Here is an 18,238-nt window from a genome sequence, read left to right on the forward strand (position 1 = left end):
TCATGACTTACCTGCGCCTACGGTTGCCGCTTGATCGGCATCGTTCGCGGCGAGGCGGAGGCCCACTGCCGCCGGCTTCGCGCATTGCGCCCCTTCCTTCTCGTTCCCGCGCAGGTATTGGAGTTCGCATGTCCGCTGTGACCATGTCACGGGCCCTTCGCCGCCGCTGGTGGTGGACCCTGTGGAGTCTTCTCGCCGTGCTGGCGACCGGCATCACGGCCTACTTCGTGCCGCCGTATCTGGTCGGCGGCACGACCGTTCCGGGTCTCGACATGAGCATCCCGGGGTACTACGTGAGTCTCGTGTTCCACGCGGTGCCTGCCGGCACGGCACTTCTCGTCGGGCCGTGGCAGTTCGTGCCGCGGTTGCGGGCCCGTTTTCCCCGGGCGCATCGCCGAGGCTCTGCCGCGGCAGGCCGAGCGCTACCGCAGCAGTGAGTCGACCTCGTCGGCGTACAGCAGCGCGACGTCGATGTCCATGCCGGTGAAGTGGCCGGCGAGCTCGAGGGACAGCACGCCGTGCAGCCGGGTCCAGAACGTCAGGGCCTGGCGCAGGACGGCCGTCGGCGCCGTGGGGTCAGGCGTCCAGTGCCGGTGGCTGTCGAGGTGAGCGCCGAAAGGGCTGTCCGGCGAGGGGATGTCCGCCTCGCGGTAGGCGCCGATCAGCACGGCCATGATCTCCTGCGACAAGGCGACGGTGTCGGGGGGCGCCTGATAGCCGGGTACGGGGGTGCCGTAGATCAGCAGGTACCGGTGGGGATCGCTCAGGGCCCACGCGCGTACGACGTGAGCCAGCGCGGCGATGTCGGCACCGGAGTCGTACGCCTCGCCCACGGCGGCGGCGAGGCTGCGATAGGCGTCCCGGATGAGCGCCGTGATCAGATCGTCGCGACTGGCGAAGTACCGGTAGAGGGCCGGGCCGCTCATGCCCAGATGCTTGGCGATCGCCTTGAGAGACAACGCTGACACGCCCGTGGTGGCGATCTGCTGCCAGGCGTGTTGCTTGATCTCGGCTTGCACCTGCGCTCGGTAGCGCTCGCGCGGGCTCACCACATCGCTGTCCATGGGTCGGCCTCTCCGGTTCCCGTGCGCCACCTCGAGTTAGAGGCTATCACCATTGCGATTGACGAAAGCTTGAGGCCAGTTATAGGGTGTAACGAAAGAGAGCTGGGATAACGCGATGTGCGCTGCTCGTCACCCGTACCGGAGAAGTGGTCTCGGACGCGTTGCCGCGACTCGTGCCTGCCGACGAGCAGATCGGTGGTGAGCGCAGGAGTCCGCATAACGGGAACGGTAAATGATCGCCGCATATCGGGCACCCGGCTCGAACCCCGCCGTCGACAAACGGTGACATGCGGCGGACAACGCGCGCACATTCAGCACCAATCGTGGTTCGTCATGAACGAGCGGCGTGAGCTCCCTGATCGAACCGAACCGGCGGGTCTTCGGAGAGGGATCGGGGACATTAGCAAGCAGTCCGGATTGCTGGAATGGCGCCTGCGAGCAGCGCGCGAGACGGCGTTCGTGGGCCGGGAGGAAGAGCTCGCGGTTTTCAGCGCGGCGTTGTACGGCGGAGAATGCAGCGTTCTGTACGTGCACGGTCCCGGCGGCATCGGGAAGTCGGCCTTGTTACGGCGGTTCGCTCACGAGGCCGCGGTGGCGGGGCGGCCGGTGTCCATGGTGGACGGGCGTTCGCTGGAGCCGTCGCCGGTGGCGTTCGAGGCCGAGGCCGAGCCGGTGTTTCGCGGTGCGGACGCGGTGCTGCTGATCGACGGCTTCGAACGAATCCAGGGCTTGGCGGGATGGCTGCGCGAGCGGTTCCTGCCGCGGGTGCCCATGGGCGCGCTGGTGGTGATCGCCGGGCGAAACCCGCCGGACCTGCGGTGGCGGGCGGATCCGGGATGGGCGGGGGCGCTGGAGGTGCTGCCGCTGCGCGACCTGCGAGCCGGAGACGCGCAGGCCCTGATGGTCTCCTCTGGGGTGCCGGCCGAGTCGCGCGAGTCGCTGTCGGCCTTCGCCGGTGGTCATCCGCTGGCGCTGCTGCTGGGGGCGGCCGTGGCGGTGAAGGAGGGCGGGGCGGGCAGGCGGTGGACGCCGAGTCAGGACGTGGTGGCCACACTGCTGGATCAGCTGGTGGGCGAGCTGCCTTCGGCGGCGCATCGGCAGGCGCTGGAGATCTGCGCGCATGCGTACATGACGACGGAGGACCTGCTGCGGGCGGCCCTGCCGCAGGACGCCGGGACGTTGTTCCGGTGGTTGCGGCGGTTGCCGTATGTGGAGTCGAGCAGTCTTGGGCTGTTTCCGCATGACGTGGTGCGGGAGGTGCTGGAGGCGGACCTGCGATGGCGGGATCCCGAGGGGTACGCGGTCATGCACGAGCGCGTTCATGCGCATCTGGCGGAGAGGGTACGCGCGGCGAGCGATGCGGAGGTGCTCGGCGCGGTGGCGGCACTGCTCTACCCGCATCGTGTCTACCCGCATCGTGGCACCGAGGCGCATTTCCCTGGGAGCGAGTTCCAGGAAGAGGTGTTGCGGGAGGAGGACGCCGGCGCGTTGCTCCGGGTGGCGGCGACGGCGGAGGGCGCGGCGTCCGCGCGCGGTGCCGCCTTTTGGGCTGAACGTCAGCCGGAGGCGTTCCGGGTGTATCGACGGGCCGAAAGCGGGGAGCCCGTGGCCGTTTCCGCGTGGTTGCGTCTGGCGCGGCTCGATGAGGAGGAGCTGGCAGCCGATCCCATCGTGGCCGGGGCGTGGGCGCACGCGCGGGCTACCGCGCCGTTGCGTGCCGGTGAGCATGTGGCGGTCGGCCGGATCTGGATGCCGCACGACATTTCGCCGGTGGTGGAGTGGCGAATGATCGCCAATTGTCTGCGGACCGAGCGGATGGCCTGGTCATATATCGCGGCACGGCGTCCGAGCCAGGCGTGGACGGACCATTTACGGCATTACGGCATGCGTGACCTCTCCGAGCAGCCGCTGCTGGGGGATGACGCGTACACCCTGTTCGTCCATGATTGGCGCGCAGTGCCGGCACAGGCGTGGCTGGAACGGATGAACAGGCTGCTCATCGCGGGTTCCGCCGACGGCCCGGGCGCCGCGACGGCGGAGCTGGCGGTGCTGTCCCGGGCGGAGTTCGCCGAGGCGGTCCGCGAGGCGTTGCGCCGGCTTTCGCGGCCGGAAGCGCTGGCCGCTTCTCCGCTGACGCGCACCAGGCTGATCGCCGAGCGGGCCGGGCGGGATCCGGCCGCGGCACTGGGTGACCTGCTGCGCCAGGCGATCGACGGCCTGCGCGAGGATCCGCGCTCGGTCAAGTTCCACCGGGCGCTGTCCGTCACGTTCCTCCGCGGCACGCCCACCCGGGAACTGGCCGCGGAACGACTCGGCCTGCCTTTCACCACCTACCGCCGCCACTTGATGGCCGGCATCGAACGCCTCTGCTCCGACCTGTGGCACCGGGAGCTGTACGGCACGCACGGATCCACCTAAGAGCCGGCCAGCGCGAAGCCGGCCGCCCGCTCCGCGTGCAGCCGCGCGCTCGGCAGCGCCGGGATGGCGGTGTCCTTCTCACTGATCAGCAGCTCGATCTCCGTGCAACCGAGGATGACGCCTTCCGCGCCGTCGTCCGCGAGATCGGCGATGATCTGGGTGTAGGCGTCCCTGGACGATTCCCGGAGTACCCCGCGTATCAGTTCGTCGAATATCACCCGATGAACCAGTTCCCGCTGCTCGCGCCGCGGTACGACCACGTCGAGGCCGTGGGCGGCCAGCCGATCCCGATAGAAGGCCTGCTCCATGGTGAACCGCGTGCCCAGCAGACCGACCTTGCGCATCCCCCTGGCGCGGGCCTCGGCGCCCACGGCGTCGGCGATGTGCAGCACGGGCACGCTCGCGGCCCGCGCCACATCATCACTCACCCGGCTGAAGGTGTTGCTGCAGACGAGCAGGACATCGGCGCCGAGATCCTCCAGTTTCCGGCCGGCACCGGCCAGCAGCGTACTCACCTCGTCCCAGCGGTCGGCGAAGATGAGGTCCTCGACGGTCGTGTAGTCGACCGACCAGATGAGGCTGTCGGCGGAATGGCTGCCGCCGAGTCGCTCGCGTACCCGCTGATTGATGATCTGGTAGTAGATCACCGTCGATTCCCAGCTCAACCCACCGATGAGCCCGATAGTACGCATGAAACTCCATTTCCCCTGGACAGTCACTGAGCCAGCGCACGGGCGCAGACGCTGAGCCCGATCTCGCTGGAAGCCTTGACGAGCACCACGTCTCCCGGTTCGAGGAGCGCGGTGGCCAGCCTGGTGGCCTCGGCCACGTCCTCGACGGTGTGGACGGCCACGCCCTGGTCCGAGGACGCCGCTGCCCACGCCATCGCGAGCGGATCCCCTGATCCGACCGCGATCAGCACGTCGAAGCGAAGGTCGGCGACGAGTCGCCCCATCTCCGCGTGCCGGGCGCGGGAAGCGTCCGCCTGCTGCCCCATCGCGCCGAGCACGGCGACGGTACGACGGCCGCCGGCCAGGGCCTTCACCGCCCGCAGCCCGGCCCGCATGGATTCGGGGTTGGCGTTGTAGGCGTCGTTGACGATGGTGATGCCGTCAGGTCGTTCGACGATCTCCAGCCGGCCCGCGGAGCGCCGCCGTGCGGCGTTCAGCCCATCGGCGATCTCGGCGACGTCCATACCGAGCACGGTGGCGACGGCGGCGGCGGCCAGGGCGTTGCTCACCTGGTGCTCACCTATGAGGTCGAGCTCGACCGGGGCGCGGCCGGAGGGCGTCACCAGCTCGAACACGGTTCGCGCCCGGTCGTCCATCCGTACGCCTTCTGCTCGCACCCGCGCCCCCGCCGACCTGCCGTACAACAGGACCTGGGCCTTGGTGCGGCTGATCATGCCCATGACGTACGGGTCGTCGGCGTTGAGCAGGGCGAACCCGTCCAGCGGGAGCGCCTCGACCAGCTCGCCTTTGGCCTCGGCCACGTCGGCCAGCCCGCCTCCCATACGCTCCACGTGCGCGGTGCCGACATTGAGCACCAGCCCGACACTGGGCGGCGCGAGCCCCGTCAGATACGTCAGGTCGCCCTTCCGGCCCGCGCCCATCTCCAGCACCAGGTAGCGGGTGGTGGCATCGGCACGCAGCACGGTCAGCGGCAGGCCGAGCTCGTTGTTGAACGACCTGTCGGTGGCGACCGTCGCCGCGTCCCGTTCGAGGACCTGGGCCAGCAGGTCCTTGGTCGTGGTCTTGCCGACGGAGCCGGTCAGGCCGATCACGGTCGGGCTGATGTGTTCGAGCAGGTGCCTGGCCAGCAGGCCGAGCGCGAGCTGAACGTCCTCGACCACGAGCGCGGGCACGCCGACGGGCCTTGAGGCCAGTACGGCGACGGCGCCGCCCGCGACGGCGCCCGCCGCGTAGTCGTGACCGTCGACGTTGGCGCCGACCGTCGCGGCGAACAGGCCGCCGGGCACCACTTCGCGGGAGTCGACCGCCGTGGGCGCCGTCACCGGCGCCTCGGGGTCGCGTACGTCATGCAAGCTCGCGCCGACGACCCGCGCGATGTCGTCCAGCGTCATGGGGATCATGAGCCGCTCCTGGCGAACGCCAGGTCGATCAGGCGGCGCAGCAGGTCAGGGTACGGGACACCGCGTGCGGCCCATGCCCTGGCGTAGACGGAACGAGGGGTGAAACCGGGCATCGTATTGATCTCCAGTACGTACAGGCGTCCCGTGTCCTCCTCATAGAGGAAGTCGACGCGGGACAGGCCGTAGCCGCCGATCGCCCGGAAGGCGCGCACGGACAGCTCGCGCACGTCCTCGGCCACCCATTCGGGCAGCACGGCGGGGATGGCGGCGATCTCGGCCCGGCTGAGGTATTTGGCCTCATAGTCGAGCCAGTCGCCGGGCACGATGAGCTCGCCGGGCACCGAGGCGTCCTGCGTGTCATGGTCGCCGAGCACGCCGCAGATGATCTCGCGCGCGGTCACGCCCTGCTCGACGACGACCACCCGGTCATGGGCGAGCGCCAGCTCCACGCCCGCGCGCAGCTCCTCCATGGAGGTGACACGTGAGATGCCGATGGAGGAGCCCATGTTGGCCGGTTTGACGTACATGGGCCAGTCGAGCGACTTCACCAGACCCCAGTGGTCGGCGGTGGTGCGCCATTCATGCCCGGTGAACCACACATACGGGGTGACGGGAATGTCCTCCGCCAGGAACGCGCGCCGCATCGCGACCTTGTCCATGCCCACGGCCGAGGCCAGGACGCCGCAGCCCACGTACGGGATGCCTAAGGTCTCCAGATGACCCTGGACGACGCCGTCCTCGCCGAACGGCCCGTGCAGCACGGGGAAGACCACGTCGGCCAGGTCGCGTCCCAGCTCCACCGGCCATCTGCCCTGCCGGTCGATGATGACGGCGACGGGCTCGTACAGATCTTTCGGCAGAGCATCGAGCACAGCCTGCGCCGACTGCAGCGACACTTCATGCTCGGCGGACGGCCCACCCGCCAGCACAGCCACGCGTACACGTTCAGTCACGATCAATGAGCCTTCCTCGGTGGCACGGTGTTCGCCGTCGCAGGACCAGCCCGCCGAGTGTCGGCTCTTCGCCTGACCAGTTCCCAGGCCATTCACTGTCCAGTTCCTGACCAAAGCGCACCCGCGCCGGCAGGGGTCCGTGGCCCGTGCGCCCAGGCCCCGTGGTGGCGGGGCCTGGGCGCTTTCCGGTCGCTAGCTCCCCGCCTTCTGCCCGGTTCCCTTGATGCAGTACGGGCAGAAGGGCTCAGGGTCGACGCAGATCTTGACGCTGTCGGAGTTGTTGGCGGGATCGAGGTCCAGCTCCTTGCCGTCGGCGATGGCCGCGTTGGTCGTCTCTCCGATCGCTGTGGCCTTGGCATGGATGGTCAACGTGGCCGAGGCGCCACTGGCCAGCGCGCCGACGGTCCACATCCCGCTCGCCGGCGTGTAGGTCCCGTTGGAGGCCGTGGCGGACACGAAGGTGAGGTTGGCCGGCAGCATGTCCTTGACCGTGACCCCCTTCGCGCCGTTCGGGCCGGCATTGCGTACGGTGACGCGGTGGGTGACGGTCTGGCCCACGGTGACCTTGGTCGAATCGGCGGACTTGACCACGCTCAGGTCCACGGCCGGGTTGACCTTGGTAACGGCGTCGCCGCTGGTATAGGTCAGCTGCTCCGGCTCCGGACCGAGCCGGTTCTCGTAGCCGACCGTCGCCTGGTTGGTCACCTCCCCGCCCGCGGCGTCCCGGCCGACCTTGACCTTGAACTCCACGGTGGTGCCGCCGGGCAGGCTCGCGGCGTTGGGCAGCGAGCCGCCGGCCGCGGCGGTGGCGCCGTTGCCCAGGGTGAAGGAGACCTTGCCGCCCGCGGCGTTGAAGTCGCCCTGGTCGTCGCCCGCCTGATCGGTCTTGTCCCCGGTGCCCGGGCCGTCGACCACTCGCAGCGAGCCGGGCACGTAGGTGGTCCCCGCCGGGACGGCGTCGGTGAGGCGCACGTTCTCCGCCGGGGCGCCGCCCCTGTTGACCGCGTTGACCCGGTAGGTGATCACATCGCCGACGTCGACCGGCCCCTGCGGGCTCGCGGTCTTGGTGACGACGACGCACGGCGCGGTCGCGAAGGAGATGTCATCGAGCAGGTTGCCGAAGGTGGCGTTCCCTCCGGCCGCCGAGATGGAACGGAAGGCGAACCTGGTGGTCGTCTGGCCCGCGGGCACGATGTAGGCGCCGGAGTAGGTGCCCCAGCTCCCGGTGCCGTCCGACATGACCTGAAGTTGCACCGGGGACGCCGGAGCGCCGATGTCCAAGGCCATCGTGTCGACCCCCAACCGGCCGCGGTGGGACAGCCGCCAGTACAGCTTCGCCCCCGGGCTGGTCACGCGGTCCTGGTACAGGGTCGAGACCTGGTTGGCGTTCAGCTCGGCCAGTTGCCTGCCCTCCTTGGGCGGGGTGTTGGCCGGGTTCGGCGGGCTGGCCCACAGCTCGATCATGTGGTCGGTGGCGGTGGTGAGCCAGCCGGGCACATGGTTCGGCGCGCCGGTCTGCGAGGCATCGGGGAACGAGGCCCACGTCCCGCGACTGACGACCGGCTGCTCGAAACCGCCGTTGACCAGCGACACCTGGTCGGGGCATGAGGCGGGATCCGGCGCGACCCGCGGAACCGCCGGGGCGGTGACGACGGGTGCGGCGGCGGCCGGGACCGCGCCGAACAGCGTCAGCGGAAGGGCCGCCGCCGCTTGTTCAGCGCGTACACGACACCGACGGCGTCATCGTGGGCCGCTCGAACTGGCAAACCCCAACATTTACCCTTTTCTCGAACAGATCCCGCCGCATCGCCGGCTGCCGATTTACTTCGCGCATGAGATTCATCCGGCAGGGGGCCGTACTGGCCGCGGTCACCGTCATGACGGCGGTGGTCACCCCAGTGGCGGCGACAGCCGCGCAGAGTTCGTGCGAGGCGCCGGCACGGAGCGACCCGGCCTACAACGACTTCGTGCTCACGTACAAGTCCGCATGCGCCACGAAGAAGAACTACGACCGGACGTTCCAGGACGTCACAGCGTCCGTCCTGGTCGACAAGCGCAACAGGCTGGCGGTCACGACGTCGACGGCGCTGGCCGGCGCGATCGCGTCGGTCAAGGTCAACAACAAGGAGTTCATCTCCAGCGGCGGCCATGGCGCCGCCTTCCAGTACGCCTTCCACGCCTGGCAGGAGGGCGAGGCGGCGACCGAGTGCTACAACCCCACGCAGGCCGGCACCCGCCTGGACGACGTGGACCAGCCGCCTCCCTACCACGGCCCCAGTACGAGCGCGCTCTACACCATGGCCAGGTCCGGCAGTTCCATCCGCACGGCGGGGCGGCCCGCGATGTTCGTGACCCTCGCGGACACGAAACCGGGTTGGGGCAACTGCCGCAGCGCCGACCACCAGGACAAGCGCGTCCCGTTCACCATGGGCCTGTCGCCGTACTGGCTGGAGACCGAGATCGAGCTCGCCCCCGATCACGACGCGCCCGCGCTGGAGAACGTCTTCCGCGCTGCCGCCACGATCACCTCGGACGACGAACGACACGACCGCTTCAGCGGCGTCTTCGTCGCCTACCTGCAGCCGGATTTCACGAAGGTCTTCTCCTACAGCCCCGCCACCGGTCGCCTGTCGCCCAAGCCCGTGGACTCCCACACGAGCAAGGACCCCATGGTTCGTTGCACGGACGACGGCGCCTACTGCCTCGGCATGTACGTCAAGCCCGAAGTTCTCGGCGGCAAGGCCTACTACTACACGATGACCCGCCGGCCCATGGACTACAACGGTTACTTCGGCGAGAACACCATCCAGGTCACCAGCCCCGGTGGAGCCATGGACAGAAAAGACAAGGTCAAATACGAGACCTATGTGGTCGTCGGCGACAAGAGCCGCGTCGAGCGCACCATGACCCAGCTCCATCGCGCATTCGGGTAGCAACAGCGGACTATCCGAAGCATGCATTTCGTACGACGCGATCTGGATAGCCATTGCCAGATTCATTCCCTACAGTTCATTCCCGGGCCCACTGCTCTGGCTATGTCGACAAAGCGTTCAGCGCCAGTTCATCGATTCTCGATTTACCGGGAGGAACCATGCGCCGCACCATTCTCACCCTGGCGGCGATTGTCGCCCTTGGCGGCTTCGTCGCGTCACCGGCCGCCGCTGCCGCAAGTCCGGACGGGAGCGTGCGCATCACCGGCGCAAGCTCGGCGTCCGACGGGTCCGAACTCGAGTTCGGAATCGGGACCTTCGGCTCGGAGATCATCTGCTGCTAGTGGATCGCCGATAGGCCACGTTCCGTGGACCCGCAGGTGGCCCGTCAGGGGTCACCTGCGGTGGTGGACGCTCACCGTGACCCGTACAAGGTGCTGGAGGGCGATTGGCCGTAGGTCTCCCTGTAGAGGCAGGCAAAGCGGCCCAGATGCATGAAACCCCAACGCGTGGCCACGTCCGTGACAGTGCTCTGAGTGCCCGTCTGGGCCATGCGCACCAGGTCGGCATGGGCGTGCGCCAGCCGTACTTTGCGCAGGTAGGCGAGCGGTGTGGTGTGCAGGTGATGGCGAAAGTCGTATTGCAGGGTGCGGACGCTGACCCTGGCCGCGGCGGCGATGTCCCGCAGGGAGACACATTCACCCGCGTGTTCCTCGCAGTAGCGCTGCGCCCGGCGCAATGCCGCTGGACTGGACGAGATGTCAGGCTCGGCGCGGGTGGCGGAGTAGTCGTGCGGCTGCGAGCCCAGAAGGGTGTGCAGCAGAAATTGCTCGAAATGATGCCCGGCCAAGGACGAGGCCATGAATGGTAACCTGCCGTCGGCACTCGCCAGCGACAACATGGTAAGCACCCCGCTGAAAGCGCTGTCTCTGGCGATGTCCGGCCGGAAACGCGGGGCTTGCTTCGGAGGATCACCCAGATAATCGGCAAGTGTCCGCTCGATCAACGCCGCGGGAATGTGGATGATCAGCACCTCGTGGTCGACGCTCCACCACATGTCGGACTGCTCATGGGGGCCGACGATGATCGAGGGCGCGTCGATATACTCGCCCTCGATTTTCACCTTTCCGGCGCCTCTCAGCGGAAGGTAGATCTTGTAGGAGTCCGGGCACCGCGGGACGGTGACACGGACTTCGGCTCCGTACGACAGGATGCGCATACCGATGTTGCCCTCGTACAACTCTTTGTAGCCGCCGCCTGCCGGATGTCCTTCGGACGTCAAGGGCGCCAATTCTCATACCTCGATCTGCTGATCGCTACAGGTCCATGGGTGACCCACATTTCTGCCAGCCGTTGTCGTCCTGGCGTCGTTTCGCCGTCGCCTGGTCGGTGCTGAACGAGAAGTCCTCGCGACCAGCTATAACCGCATCCCGGGGCAGCCAGATCCAGCGTGTCCTCGTGCGCTTCCGGAAACGACCGTCGGGTGTCCAGATCGCGCCGCGGACCGCTCACTTGCCGGATAGTCCGGCATCCCATTTCTCCGTACGATCCACCGCAGGAGACCGAGAGACCCGAGCATCAGGAGGAAAAGTGCGTAAGACCGTTCTCGCCCTGGCCGCGACTTTGGCGTTCACCGGGGCTGGACTCGCGTTCGCCGCCGCTCCGGCGAGCGCCGCGAACCGCGACTTCTCAGCCGGCAACCGCGACTTCTCGGTCGGCAACCGCGACTTCTCGGCGGAGAACCGCGATTTTTCGATACTCGCCGACCCTGACTCGCGCCATTGGGCGAACGGCGGAGGCGTGTCCACGTCATCCATGAAGTTTGGCTGAGCCGCAGAAACCGCGGTTCTGCGATTCCGGGTGGTGCCCGGTACCCGACGTCACCTGCTGATGAGGGCGCTGACCTCAGCGGCTTCCGGGCTGCCGATCGCGGAGAACAATGAGAGCGCTTCCCGCCAGTACGGCACCGCGGTGTCGGCTCCCTCCTCTTCGTACAGGGCCTCGCCGATCACTCGCAGAGCCCTCGCTTCGCCGAGGCGGTGTCCGGTGTCGCGGTGCAGTGCGAGAGCCTGATGGGCCTGAGCGACAGCTTCGGACGGCGCGTCCCTCGCGATGCTGATCTCTGCGAGCGCGGTCAGTGCGAGGCCTTCGAGCACGCGGAAGGACCAGTCGCGGGCGATCTCGTAGGCCCGTTCGGCCTGTGCGGCGGCGTCGGAATGGCGGCCAAGGCTTCTGGCGGCGTCGGCCAGGCCGATCAGGCTGACGACTTCGGGATGGCGGTTTCCGCCCTGTTTGGTGGCATCGAGTGCCTGCTGGTGGAGTTTCAGCGCCTCGCCGTATCGGCCAAGATCACGATGGAGGGTGGCGACGACATTCAGGGTTCCCGCCTGGAGAAGATGGTCGTCCAGGTCCTGGCTCATCGCCAGGGCCATGCTGCTCAGTTCGAGCGCCTCCGCGTGGTGTCCGAGGTCCCGGCGCAACGCTGCCAGCACAACCAGGCACTCCAGCTCGACGGCGTGGTCACCTCGCTGGCGGCTGAGGGAGATGCCGTCGTGGAGATACCGGGCCGCCTCGTCGAGCCGGCCCAGGCTGTGGCAGACCGCTCCCATCGTGCAGATCAACGCCGCGGAACGGTCTGTGGCGAGCTCTAGGGCCTGACCGAGTTGATCGAGGGCCAGCTCCAGTCGTCCGAGCTGGTGGTGGGCGTTCGCCAGGTTATTGAGGTAGGCCTGTTGCCCGCGCTTGCGATTGGTCTGCCGGGACAGCTCGAGAGCCCTGCCGAGATGTTCGACAGCCTCTAGCAGATGTCCCAGGCGCAGGTAGGCGTTGGACAGCCCGCCGAGGGCGGAAGCCTGGCAGTCCAGCCATCCGACCTCCTCGGTGAGTGACAGGGCGCGGGCGTACAACGCCATCGCCTCCGCGGGCCGGTCCTGATGCGTGTGGGCGTCGGCCAGGCTCAACTGGATCACGGCCTGGGCAGCACGGCTACCTTCGGCCTCGGCGACGGTGAGGGCGGCTTGGGCGCAGGTGAGCCAGTCGTCCAGATGTCTGCTCACCCAGAAATGGCCACGAAGCGCGTCCGTCAGGCGCCATACCAGCTCGCCGGGACCGTGCTGATGCGCGTGGCGAATCATGGCGACGAGGTTGGCGTGTTCGGCCTCCAGCCAGGCGGCGGCGGCTTCCTGGCTGTCGAAGGCCGCCGGAAGCGCGGTGCTGGTGAGTGGTGGCTGCGGCAGCCGTACCCAATGGGGGTGAAGTAGTTGGGCGGCGGCGAGCACGCTGTGCAGGTACCAATCGTGCAGGCGCCGGCCGGCCTCCAGCAGCTCTCCGGGGGTTTCGTCGGAGCGGGCGTGCTCGGCGGCGTACAGGCGTAGCAGGTCATGGAAGGCGTAGCGGTCGGGGCCGAGCGCTCGGATCAGATGGTAGGCGGCGAGCCTGTCCAGCCCCTGTCTTGCCTCGGCCGTCGAGCAGCCGGCCAGCGCGGCCGTGGCGGCCGCGGTGAAGTCCGCACCGGGCAGCAGCCCGAGCAGACGAAACAACCTGCGCTGTGGCTCGGGCAGGGCGGTGTAGGACAGGTCGAAGGTGGCATGCACCGCGGCTGCTTGATCATTCCCGGCTTCCAGGGCGGCCAGCCGGTTGCCTTCGCGCAGCTCGCTCACGTAGTCGGTCAGGCTCAGGTGTGGGTTGGCGTCGAGATTGGCAGCCGCGATGCTCAGCGCCAAGGGGAGCCGGGAGCATAATTCGCCGAGCTCCGTCTCCGCCTGCGGAGCGGTGCTTAGGCGGTCTTCGTCCAGGAGCGAGAGCAGGAGGGAATGGCTTTCCTGCGGCGAGAAGACGTCGAGGGAGACGCGGAACGCGCCTTCTCGGGCGGCCAGTCCGCGCAGCTGGTTGCGGCTGGTGATCAGTACGGCCGACTGCGCCCCGGGGAGCAGGGGGCGTACCTGCGCCTCGTCGCGGGCGTTGTCGAGGAGTATCAGCATGCGGCGCCCGGCCAGCATGCTGCGCAGCAGCGCCGAGCGCGCGTCCAGCTCGGCCGAGAGCCGCTCGGGCGCGACATCCAGCGCCCGCAGCAGCATCTCCAGAGCGGCGGCGGGCTCAACCGGCGCGCCGGGGCCGAATCCACGTAGATCGAGGTAGAGCTGGCCGTCAGGGAACCGGTCCTGGACCATGTGCGCCCAATGGACGGCCAGCGCGGTTTTTCCCACTCCGCCGGTGCCGCCGATGATGATCGGCCGCAGGGCCTGGCCCTCGGACGCGGGCAGCATTTCTTCCAGGGTCGCCAGCTGGGCCAGGCGGCCGGTGAAGTGCGCGATGTCAGCGGGCAGCTGTCGGGGAGGGGCGGCCGACGGGGCAGAGACGGACGCGGATGCTCGTGCTGGTTGCGCGGTCACGTCAGCCGGCCGCTCCTGAGCACCGGCCACGCTGTTCGAGTCGGGAGGAAACAGCAGGGCGGGATCGCCGGTGAGGATGTCGTGATGCAGCTTCCGTAACTCGTCACCGGGATCGACGCCCAGCTCCTGGCGGAGCAGGGTGCCGACGGTGTGGTAAACCTGGAGCGCTTCGGCCTGATGGCCGGATCGATACAGTGCGAGCATGAGCTGAGCCCATAACCGCTCACGCAGCGGGTGTGCCGTGGTGGCCGCTCTGAGCTCCACGACCAACTCATCATGGCGGCCTGACCGCAGCCCAAGGCCGAACCAGCGCTCCAGCACCTGCACCCGCTGCTCGGTCAGCACGAGCACGTGATCGCGATGCAACGACTCCGACGGCACGTCGACCAGGGCAGGACCTCGCCACAATGCCAGTGACCGCTGGAGGAGATCCGTCTCGCCCCGCTCGTCACCGGCCTGGCCGGCTCTCTTGGCACGGGCGACGAGATCAAGGAAGACAGCGACGTCGAGGTCCTCCACCGGGAGCTTGAGGACATACCCCTCTCCCCGCGTGCGGATCAGCTGCTGCTCATCACCGCGGTCGAGCAAGGTACGCCGCAATCTGCCTATATGCGTCTGAACGGCCCCGCGCGCATCCTCCGGAGCCTCCCGACCGTCCCACATTCGTTCGGCGAGCTGATCGAGCGATACATGCTGATTCGCCTGCAGGAGCAACGTGGCCAGCGCGATCCGCTGCTTGAGCGCCGACACGGCTACCGGCACCCCATCGCGCACCACCTCAAGGGCCCCCAGCACACCGAACCGTGTCCCCATGCCGAAACGATTTCACGCTTTCCCAGCGGGGCCCCAAAGTTCAAAATACTTGAAAGCCAGAGGGGCTCGGCGGCGTGGCGCGTGCCCGTGAACGCTTCACCCAGTGTGGATGGCGAGGAATCCGCGCAGCATCTCGGCCTCGGGCTCCACGGCGTCGCGCTCGGCCGGCGACAGCGGCGTGAACGGCTCGACGTGGATCTCGCCGGCACGCAGGCTCCAGATAGCCCGCCAGAAACCGTCCACCAGCAGGGTGCCGGGCCTGGCGCCATTGCCGGGCGGCAACGGTACTTGGCGGTCGTTCATGATCACCCTGGACCGGTCCGCGTGCGACAGCAGCAGGTTGTCGTACTCGGGCAGGAAGCGGGGCGGCGCGGGGGTGTCCGGTGTGGACAACTCGGCCGGGCGGAAGCCGGCCAGTCGCGTTCACAGGCCGACGTACGGCGCGAGCGGCGCCTGCGACTGCATCCCCGCCAGGTGCTCGATCGCCTCCAGCGCCGGCAGCTCCGCACGCTCCAGCAGGAACTGGCGCGCCGGCGTGGCCCGGTTCAGGCCACGCCGGCTCAGCATCCGCGTCACCGCAGACCGTCGAAGAAGGCGGACAGGTCCTCGGCCAGCTGCTCGGGCGCCTCCATCGCCGGAAAGTGCCGGCCGCGGTCGTGCTCCAGGCACGGGCGTCATGCATATTCCTGCGTCGATTTCCGCCTCACTGGACCAGGCGCGGATGAGCCTAGCCGTGCACGGCGGCGAACAATATCCGCGTTACGTCTGATCCCACTGCGCGTTCGGGATAGCAGCCGGCGCCTCGGTAGGGGTCGGTGATGACAGCCGTCCGGCCGCGGCGCAGCTCCACCAGCCCCTCATCGTGTAACTGCTGGTAACCGCACAGGACGGTGGTGCAGGTTGATGCCGAGGGCGGCGGCCACGCGGATAGGTCTCAGGAGCGTCGGAGCAGCCGACAATGCCACGTCAGCAACGTCGCCGGTGTGACCGGCCGATGAGCGCGCAGGCGTGATGCAACACCATGATCTCCGCGTCCTCGGGCGGAGCCGGCGCGCAAGGCGCAGTTGTACGGCAGGCTGGGGGTGCGACTGGCATATCACCCCAGCAAGCACAAAGTCCTGGTCAGTTCTGCGTCCGACCAGGACTTCATTGGTGAATCGAGTGTGTCCGAGGGGGGACTTGAACCCCCATGCCCCGCAAAGGGCACTAGCACCTCAAGCTAGCGCGTCTGCCTATTCCGCCACCCGGACTTGGTGCCTGCACGTGGGACCGTCATCCCGCGTCGGCTCCGTAAGGTTAGCAAACTCTGAGGGGTGCGTCATACCAGGATTCCGGAGGCAGGATGAGACGGCAATCCGTACCTGATCGAAGGAGCCCCCGTGGCCGAGGACGAGGTCGTTGAGCTGTGCCGTGATCTGATCCGTATTGATTCCACCAACGCCGGAGACAACGCGGGGCCCGGGGAGAGAGCGGCGGCCGAGTACGTCGCGGAGAAGCTCGCCGATGTAGGGCTCGAGGTGACGATCCTGGAGAGCGACGATCGGCGGGCGAACGTCGTCGCGCGCATCGAGGGTACCGATCCGGGCCGTGACGCGCTGCTGCTGCACGGGCATCTCGATGTCGTGCCGTTCGACGCGGGTGACTGGCGGCATCATCCGCTCTCGGCGGAAGTGGCCGACGGGTGCGTCTGGGGGCGTGGGGCCGTGGACATGAAGGACATGGACGCGATGATCCTTGCGGTTGTGCGGCAGCGGCTCAGGGAGGGGCGGCGGCCCGGGCGTGACGTGGTGCTCATGTTCACCGCCGATGAGGAGGCGGGCGGCGAGTACGGGGCGAAGTTCCTGGTCGAGGAGCACCCGGAGCTGTTCGAGGGGGTCACGGAGGCGATCGGGGAGGTCGGCGGGTTCAGCGTGTCGATCGGGGAGGATCGGCGGCTCTACCTGATCGAGGCCGCCGAGAAGGGCATGGCGTGGATGCGGGTGACCGCGAACGGCCGGGCCGGGCACGGGTCGATGCTCAACCTGGACAACGCCGTGACCGAGCTCGCCGACGCCGTGGCGCGTGTGGGACGGCATCAGTGGCCGGTACGGCTGACGCCGACCATGAACAGGTTCCTGGAGGAAATAGGCGGCGGCGATCCCGAGGCCGCGATCGACAAGCTGGGGCCGCTGGCCAGGATGCTGGGCGCGGGGCTTCGCAACACGGTCAATCCGACCATGCTGGAGGCCGGCTACAAGGCGAACGTGGTGCCGCAGACGGCCTCGGCGATGATCGACGGGCGGTTCCTGCCGGGGTTCGAGGAGGAGTTCTTCGCCACGGTCGACGAGCTGCTCGGGCCCAACGTCACGAGGGAGTTCGTGCAGCACCAGGTGGCGCTGGAGTTCGGCTTCGAGGGGCCGCTGGTGACGGCCATGGTGGCGGCGCTGCTGGCCGAGGACCCGGCCGGGCGCGCCGTGCCGTACACGATGTCCGGAGGGACGGACCTCAAGTCGTTCAGCAGGCTCGGCATCCGCGGATACGGGTTCGCGCCGCTCAAGTTGCCTGCGGACCTGGACTTTTCTGGGATGTTCCATGGGGTCGACGAGCGGGTGCCGGTGGATTCGCTCCGGTTTGGGGTGCGGGTGCTTGACCGCTTCCTGGATCACTGCTGAAAACCTCTTGCGGCAACCTTGAGTGATGCTACGGTTACGGATCGTTGAGGGGTGAGTCCACGGACCGGCCTCACAGTGTGAGGTCGGTCCTGGTGCTTCTGAAGGAGGGTTCACGTGGCACGCATGCCGGTGCGGTGGTGGCGGGCAATGCCCGCACTCGCTGCCCGGCGCGTGCCCGTGATCATCTTCGCGGAGGCTGCGATCGCCGATCGGGCCGCCCGGATGGCGCGGTTCGCGGCCGGCGCCCGCCAGGTCATCGCACGAGTAGTCGCGGCCGGCTTCCTGCTGGCCGCGGGATGGCTGCTCGCCGTTCTCTTCGGACTGCTCTTCGCCGCTCCGGCGGCCGCGGATTCCACCGCGGCGACAGGGACGGCCACAGCAGCCGACACCTCTCACACCGTCACCGGGTCCATCACGGACGGTTTCCCCACGGCTGACGGAAAGGTCTTGGCGTCGGACAACGCCGAGATGATCGGAAAGGTCTTGGCGTCGGACAACGCCGAGGCGATCGGAAAGGTCTCGGCGTCGGACAACGCCGAGGCGATGGCGGGGCGGACGGTCGACGGGCTCAACAGCCAGTCCGATCCCGGCATGCCGCCTGCTTCTCCTGCGACCGACATCTTGGACACCAATGGTCTGGTGCCCAACGGCGGTGGCAGCGGCCCGTTCGGGCCAAGCATGGGAGATATCGCGAGGTCCTTCTTCGACCCGCGTGTCGAGGCTCGGCGCGCCCCCTTGGCGTCCGTGCTTCCTCCGGTCGTCCGCACAGCGGCGGATGACCCCTCTTTCTCACCTGACTGACCCCCGCCACAGGTTCCGATGAGTACGGCGGCGGAGCGCGGCTAGATCCCCTCCGCCAGCGGGTCACATGTCAGTCATCTTGGTTCGCGATTCCCCGAGGTCTCCGCTGTGCGCGGCGCACTGCG

At 68.3% G+C, this 18,238-nt stretch carries 16 protein-coding genes and 1 tRNA gene; 7 read left to right on the forward strand and 10 right to left on the reverse strand.

Going from position 1 to position 18,238, the window contains the following annotated elements:
- Window positions 1–128 precede the first annotated feature (128 nt).
- Complete coding sequence (locus AB0B61_RS11490; protein WP_358430917.1) at window positions 129–437, forward strand: hypothetical protein; 309 nt, start codon at window positions 129–131, stop codon at window positions 435–437.
- Here AB0B61_RS11490 and AB0B61_RS11495 read toward each other — a convergent pair.
- Entirely contained in the window at window positions 423–1,064 is a 642-nt protein-coding gene (locus tag AB0B61_RS11495; protein WP_358430920.1) for a TetR/AcrR family transcriptional regulator, read from the reverse strand. The two genes, AB0B61_RS11490 and AB0B61_RS11495, sit on opposite strands and share 15 nt — an antisense overlap.
- 417 nt (window positions 1,065–1,481) lie before the next feature.
- Between AB0B61_RS11495 and AB0B61_RS11500 the strand changes: the two genes are divergently transcribed.
- Complete coding sequence (locus tag AB0B61_RS11500; protein ID WP_358430923.1) at window positions 1,482–3,482, forward strand: ATP-binding protein; 2,001 nt, start codon at window positions 1,482–1,484, stop codon at window positions 3,480–3,482.
- On the opposite strand, the gene AB0B61_RS11505 is transcribed toward AB0B61_RS11500, so the two are convergent.
- The 4 genes from AB0B61_RS11505 to AB0B61_RS11520 all read right to left on the reverse strand — a co-directional run bounded on the left by AB0B61_RS11505 (window position 3,479) and on the right by AB0B61_RS11520 (window position 8,120).
- Entirely contained in the window at window positions 3,479–4,174 is a 696-nt protein-coding gene (locus AB0B61_RS11505; protein ID WP_358430926.1) for an aspartate/glutamate racemase family protein, read from the reverse strand. The two genes, AB0B61_RS11500 and AB0B61_RS11505, sit on opposite strands and share 4 nt — an antisense overlap.
- A gap of 23 nt (window positions 4,175–4,197) precedes the next feature.
- Window positions 4,198–5,574 carry a UDP-N-acetylmuramoyl-tripeptide--D-alanyl-D-alanine ligase gene (gene murF, locus AB0B61_RS11510; protein ID WP_358430927.1) on the reverse strand — a complete coding sequence of 459 codons (1,377 nt, stop codon included), beginning with the start codon at window positions 5,572–5,574 and terminating at the stop codon, window positions 4,198–4,200.
- Entirely contained in the window at window positions 5,571–6,527 is a 957-nt protein-coding gene (locus AB0B61_RS11515; protein ID WP_358430930.1) for a D-alanine--D-alanine ligase family protein, read from the reverse strand. The genes murF and AB0B61_RS11515 overlap by 4 nt, the downstream gene beginning before the upstream one ends.
- Before the next feature lie 192 nt (window positions 6,528–6,719).
- Window positions 6,720–8,120: an isopeptide-forming domain-containing fimbrial protein gene (locus tag AB0B61_RS11520; RefSeq protein ID WP_358430933.1), complete on the reverse strand. Its 1,401-nt coding sequence runs from the start codon at window positions 8,118–8,120 to the stop codon at window positions 6,720–6,722.
- 239 nt (window positions 8,121–8,359) lie between these two features.
- Between AB0B61_RS11520 and AB0B61_RS11525 the strand changes: the two genes are divergently transcribed.
- Both AB0B61_RS11525 and AB0B61_RS11530 read left to right on the forward strand, forming a co-directional pair.
- Window positions 8,360–9,460 (forward strand): hypothetical protein, encoded by a 1,101-nt coding sequence (locus tag AB0B61_RS11525; protein ID WP_358430935.1) that lies wholly within the window; start codon window positions 8,360–8,362, stop codon window positions 9,458–9,460.
- Between the two features lie 158 nt (window positions 9,461–9,618).
- Complete coding sequence (locus tag AB0B61_RS11530) at window positions 9,619–9,801, forward strand: hypothetical protein (protein ID WP_358430938.1); 183 nt, start codon at window positions 9,619–9,621, stop codon at window positions 9,799–9,801.
- A 71-nt stretch (window positions 9,802–9,872) separates the two neighbouring features.
- On the opposite strand, the gene AB0B61_RS11535 is transcribed toward AB0B61_RS11530, so the two are convergent.
- The gene (locus tag AB0B61_RS11535) at window positions 9,873–10,739 is read right to left on the reverse strand and encodes an AraC family transcriptional regulator (protein WP_358430941.1); all 867 of its coding nucleotides are present in this window, start codon (window positions 10,737–10,739) and stop codon (window positions 9,873–9,875) included.
- A gap of 308 nt (window positions 10,740–11,047) precedes the next feature.
- Between AB0B61_RS11535 and AB0B61_RS11540 the strand changes: the two genes are divergently transcribed.
- Window positions 11,048–11,287, forward strand: a complete 240-nt coding sequence (locus AB0B61_RS11540) for a hypothetical protein (RefSeq protein WP_358430944.1) — start codon at window positions 11,048–11,050, stop codon at window positions 11,285–11,287.
- A 50-nt stretch (window positions 11,288–11,337) separates the two neighbouring features.
- On the opposite strand, the gene AB0B61_RS11545 is transcribed toward AB0B61_RS11540, so the two are convergent.
- The 4 genes from AB0B61_RS11545 to AB0B61_RS11560 all read right to left on the reverse strand — a co-directional run bounded on the left by AB0B61_RS11545 (window position 11,338) and on the right by AB0B61_RS11560 (window position 15,911).
- Window positions 11,338–14,661, reverse strand: a complete 3,324-nt coding sequence (locus AB0B61_RS11545; protein WP_358430947.1) for a BTAD domain-containing putative transcriptional regulator — start codon at window positions 14,659–14,661, stop codon at window positions 11,338–11,340.
- A 96-nt stretch (window positions 14,662–14,757) separates the two neighbouring features.
- Window positions 14,758–15,054 (reverse strand): crosslink repair DNA glycosylase YcaQ family protein, encoded by a 297-nt coding sequence (locus AB0B61_RS11550; RefSeq protein ID WP_358430949.1) that lies wholly within the window; start codon window positions 15,052–15,054, stop codon window positions 14,758–14,760.
- A gap of 30 nt (window positions 15,055–15,084) precedes the next feature.
- A complete protein-coding gene (locus tag AB0B61_RS11555) occupies window positions 15,085–15,228 on the reverse strand; it encodes a hypothetical protein (RefSeq protein WP_358430952.1) in 144 nt (47 codons plus the stop codon).
- Window positions 15,229–15,825: 597 nt separating this feature from the next.
- Window positions 15,826–15,911 (reverse strand) — tRNA-Leu (locus AB0B61_RS11560).
- Between the two features lie 129 nt (window positions 15,912–16,040).
- Here AB0B61_RS11560 and AB0B61_RS11565 point away from each other — a divergent pair.
- Both AB0B61_RS11565 and AB0B61_RS11570 read left to right on the forward strand, forming a co-directional pair.
- Entirely contained in the window at window positions 16,041–17,312 is a 1,272-nt protein-coding gene (locus AB0B61_RS11565; RefSeq protein ID WP_358430955.1) for a M20/M25/M40 family metallo-hydrolase, read from the forward strand.
- A gap of 123 nt (window positions 17,313–17,435) precedes the next feature.
- Complete coding sequence (locus AB0B61_RS11570) at window positions 17,436–18,113, forward strand: hypothetical protein (RefSeq protein WP_358431380.1); 678 nt, start codon at window positions 17,436–17,438, stop codon at window positions 18,111–18,113.
- Window positions 18,114–18,238 lie beyond the last annotated feature (125 nt).

This window comes from Nonomuraea sp. NPDC049158 (genome assembly GCF_040648335.1).
GTDB lineage: Bacteria > Actinomycetota > Actinomycetes > Streptosporangiales > Streptosporangiaceae > Nonomuraea.

What these genes read in the sequence shown, in the direction of transcription:
- AB0B61_RS11505 (WP_358430926.1), bottom strand. Translation starts at nt 4,174, where the DNA reads ATGCGTACTATCGGGCTCATCGGTGGGTTGAGCTGGGAATCGACGGTG.
- AB0B61_RS11555 (WP_358430952.1), bottom strand. Translation starts at nt 15,228, where the DNA reads ATGCTGAGCCGGCGTGGCCTGAACCGGGCCACGCCGGCGCGCCAGTTC.
- AB0B61_RS11545 (WP_358430947.1), bottom strand. Translation starts at nt 14,661, where the DNA reads ATGGGGACACGGTTCGGTGTGCTGGGGGCCCTTGAGGTGGTGCGCGAT.
- AB0B61_RS11525 (WP_358430935.1), top strand. Translation starts at nt 8,360, where the DNA reads ATGAGATTCATCCGGCAGGGGGCCGTACTGGCCGCGGTCACCGTCATG.
- AB0B61_RS11490 (WP_358430917.1), top strand. Translation starts at nt 129, where the DNA reads ATGTCCGCTGTGACCATGTCACGGGCCCTTCGCCGCCGCTGGTGGTGG.
- AB0B61_RS11570 (WP_358431380.1), top strand. Translation starts at nt 17,436, where the DNA reads ATGCCGGTGCGGTGGTGGCGGGCAATGCCCGCACTCGCTGCCCGGCGC.
- murF (WP_358430927.1), bottom strand. Translation starts at nt 5,574, where the DNA reads ATGATCCCCATGACGCTGGACGACATCGCGCGGGTCGTCGGCGCGAGC.
- AB0B61_RS11530 (WP_358430938.1), top strand. Translation starts at nt 9,619, where the DNA reads ATGCGCCGCACCATTCTCACCCTGGCGGCGATTGTCGCCCTTGGCGGC.
- AB0B61_RS11495 (WP_358430920.1), bottom strand. Translation starts at nt 1,064, where the DNA reads ATGGACAGCGATGTGGTGAGCCCGCGCGAGCGCTACCGAGCGCAGGTG.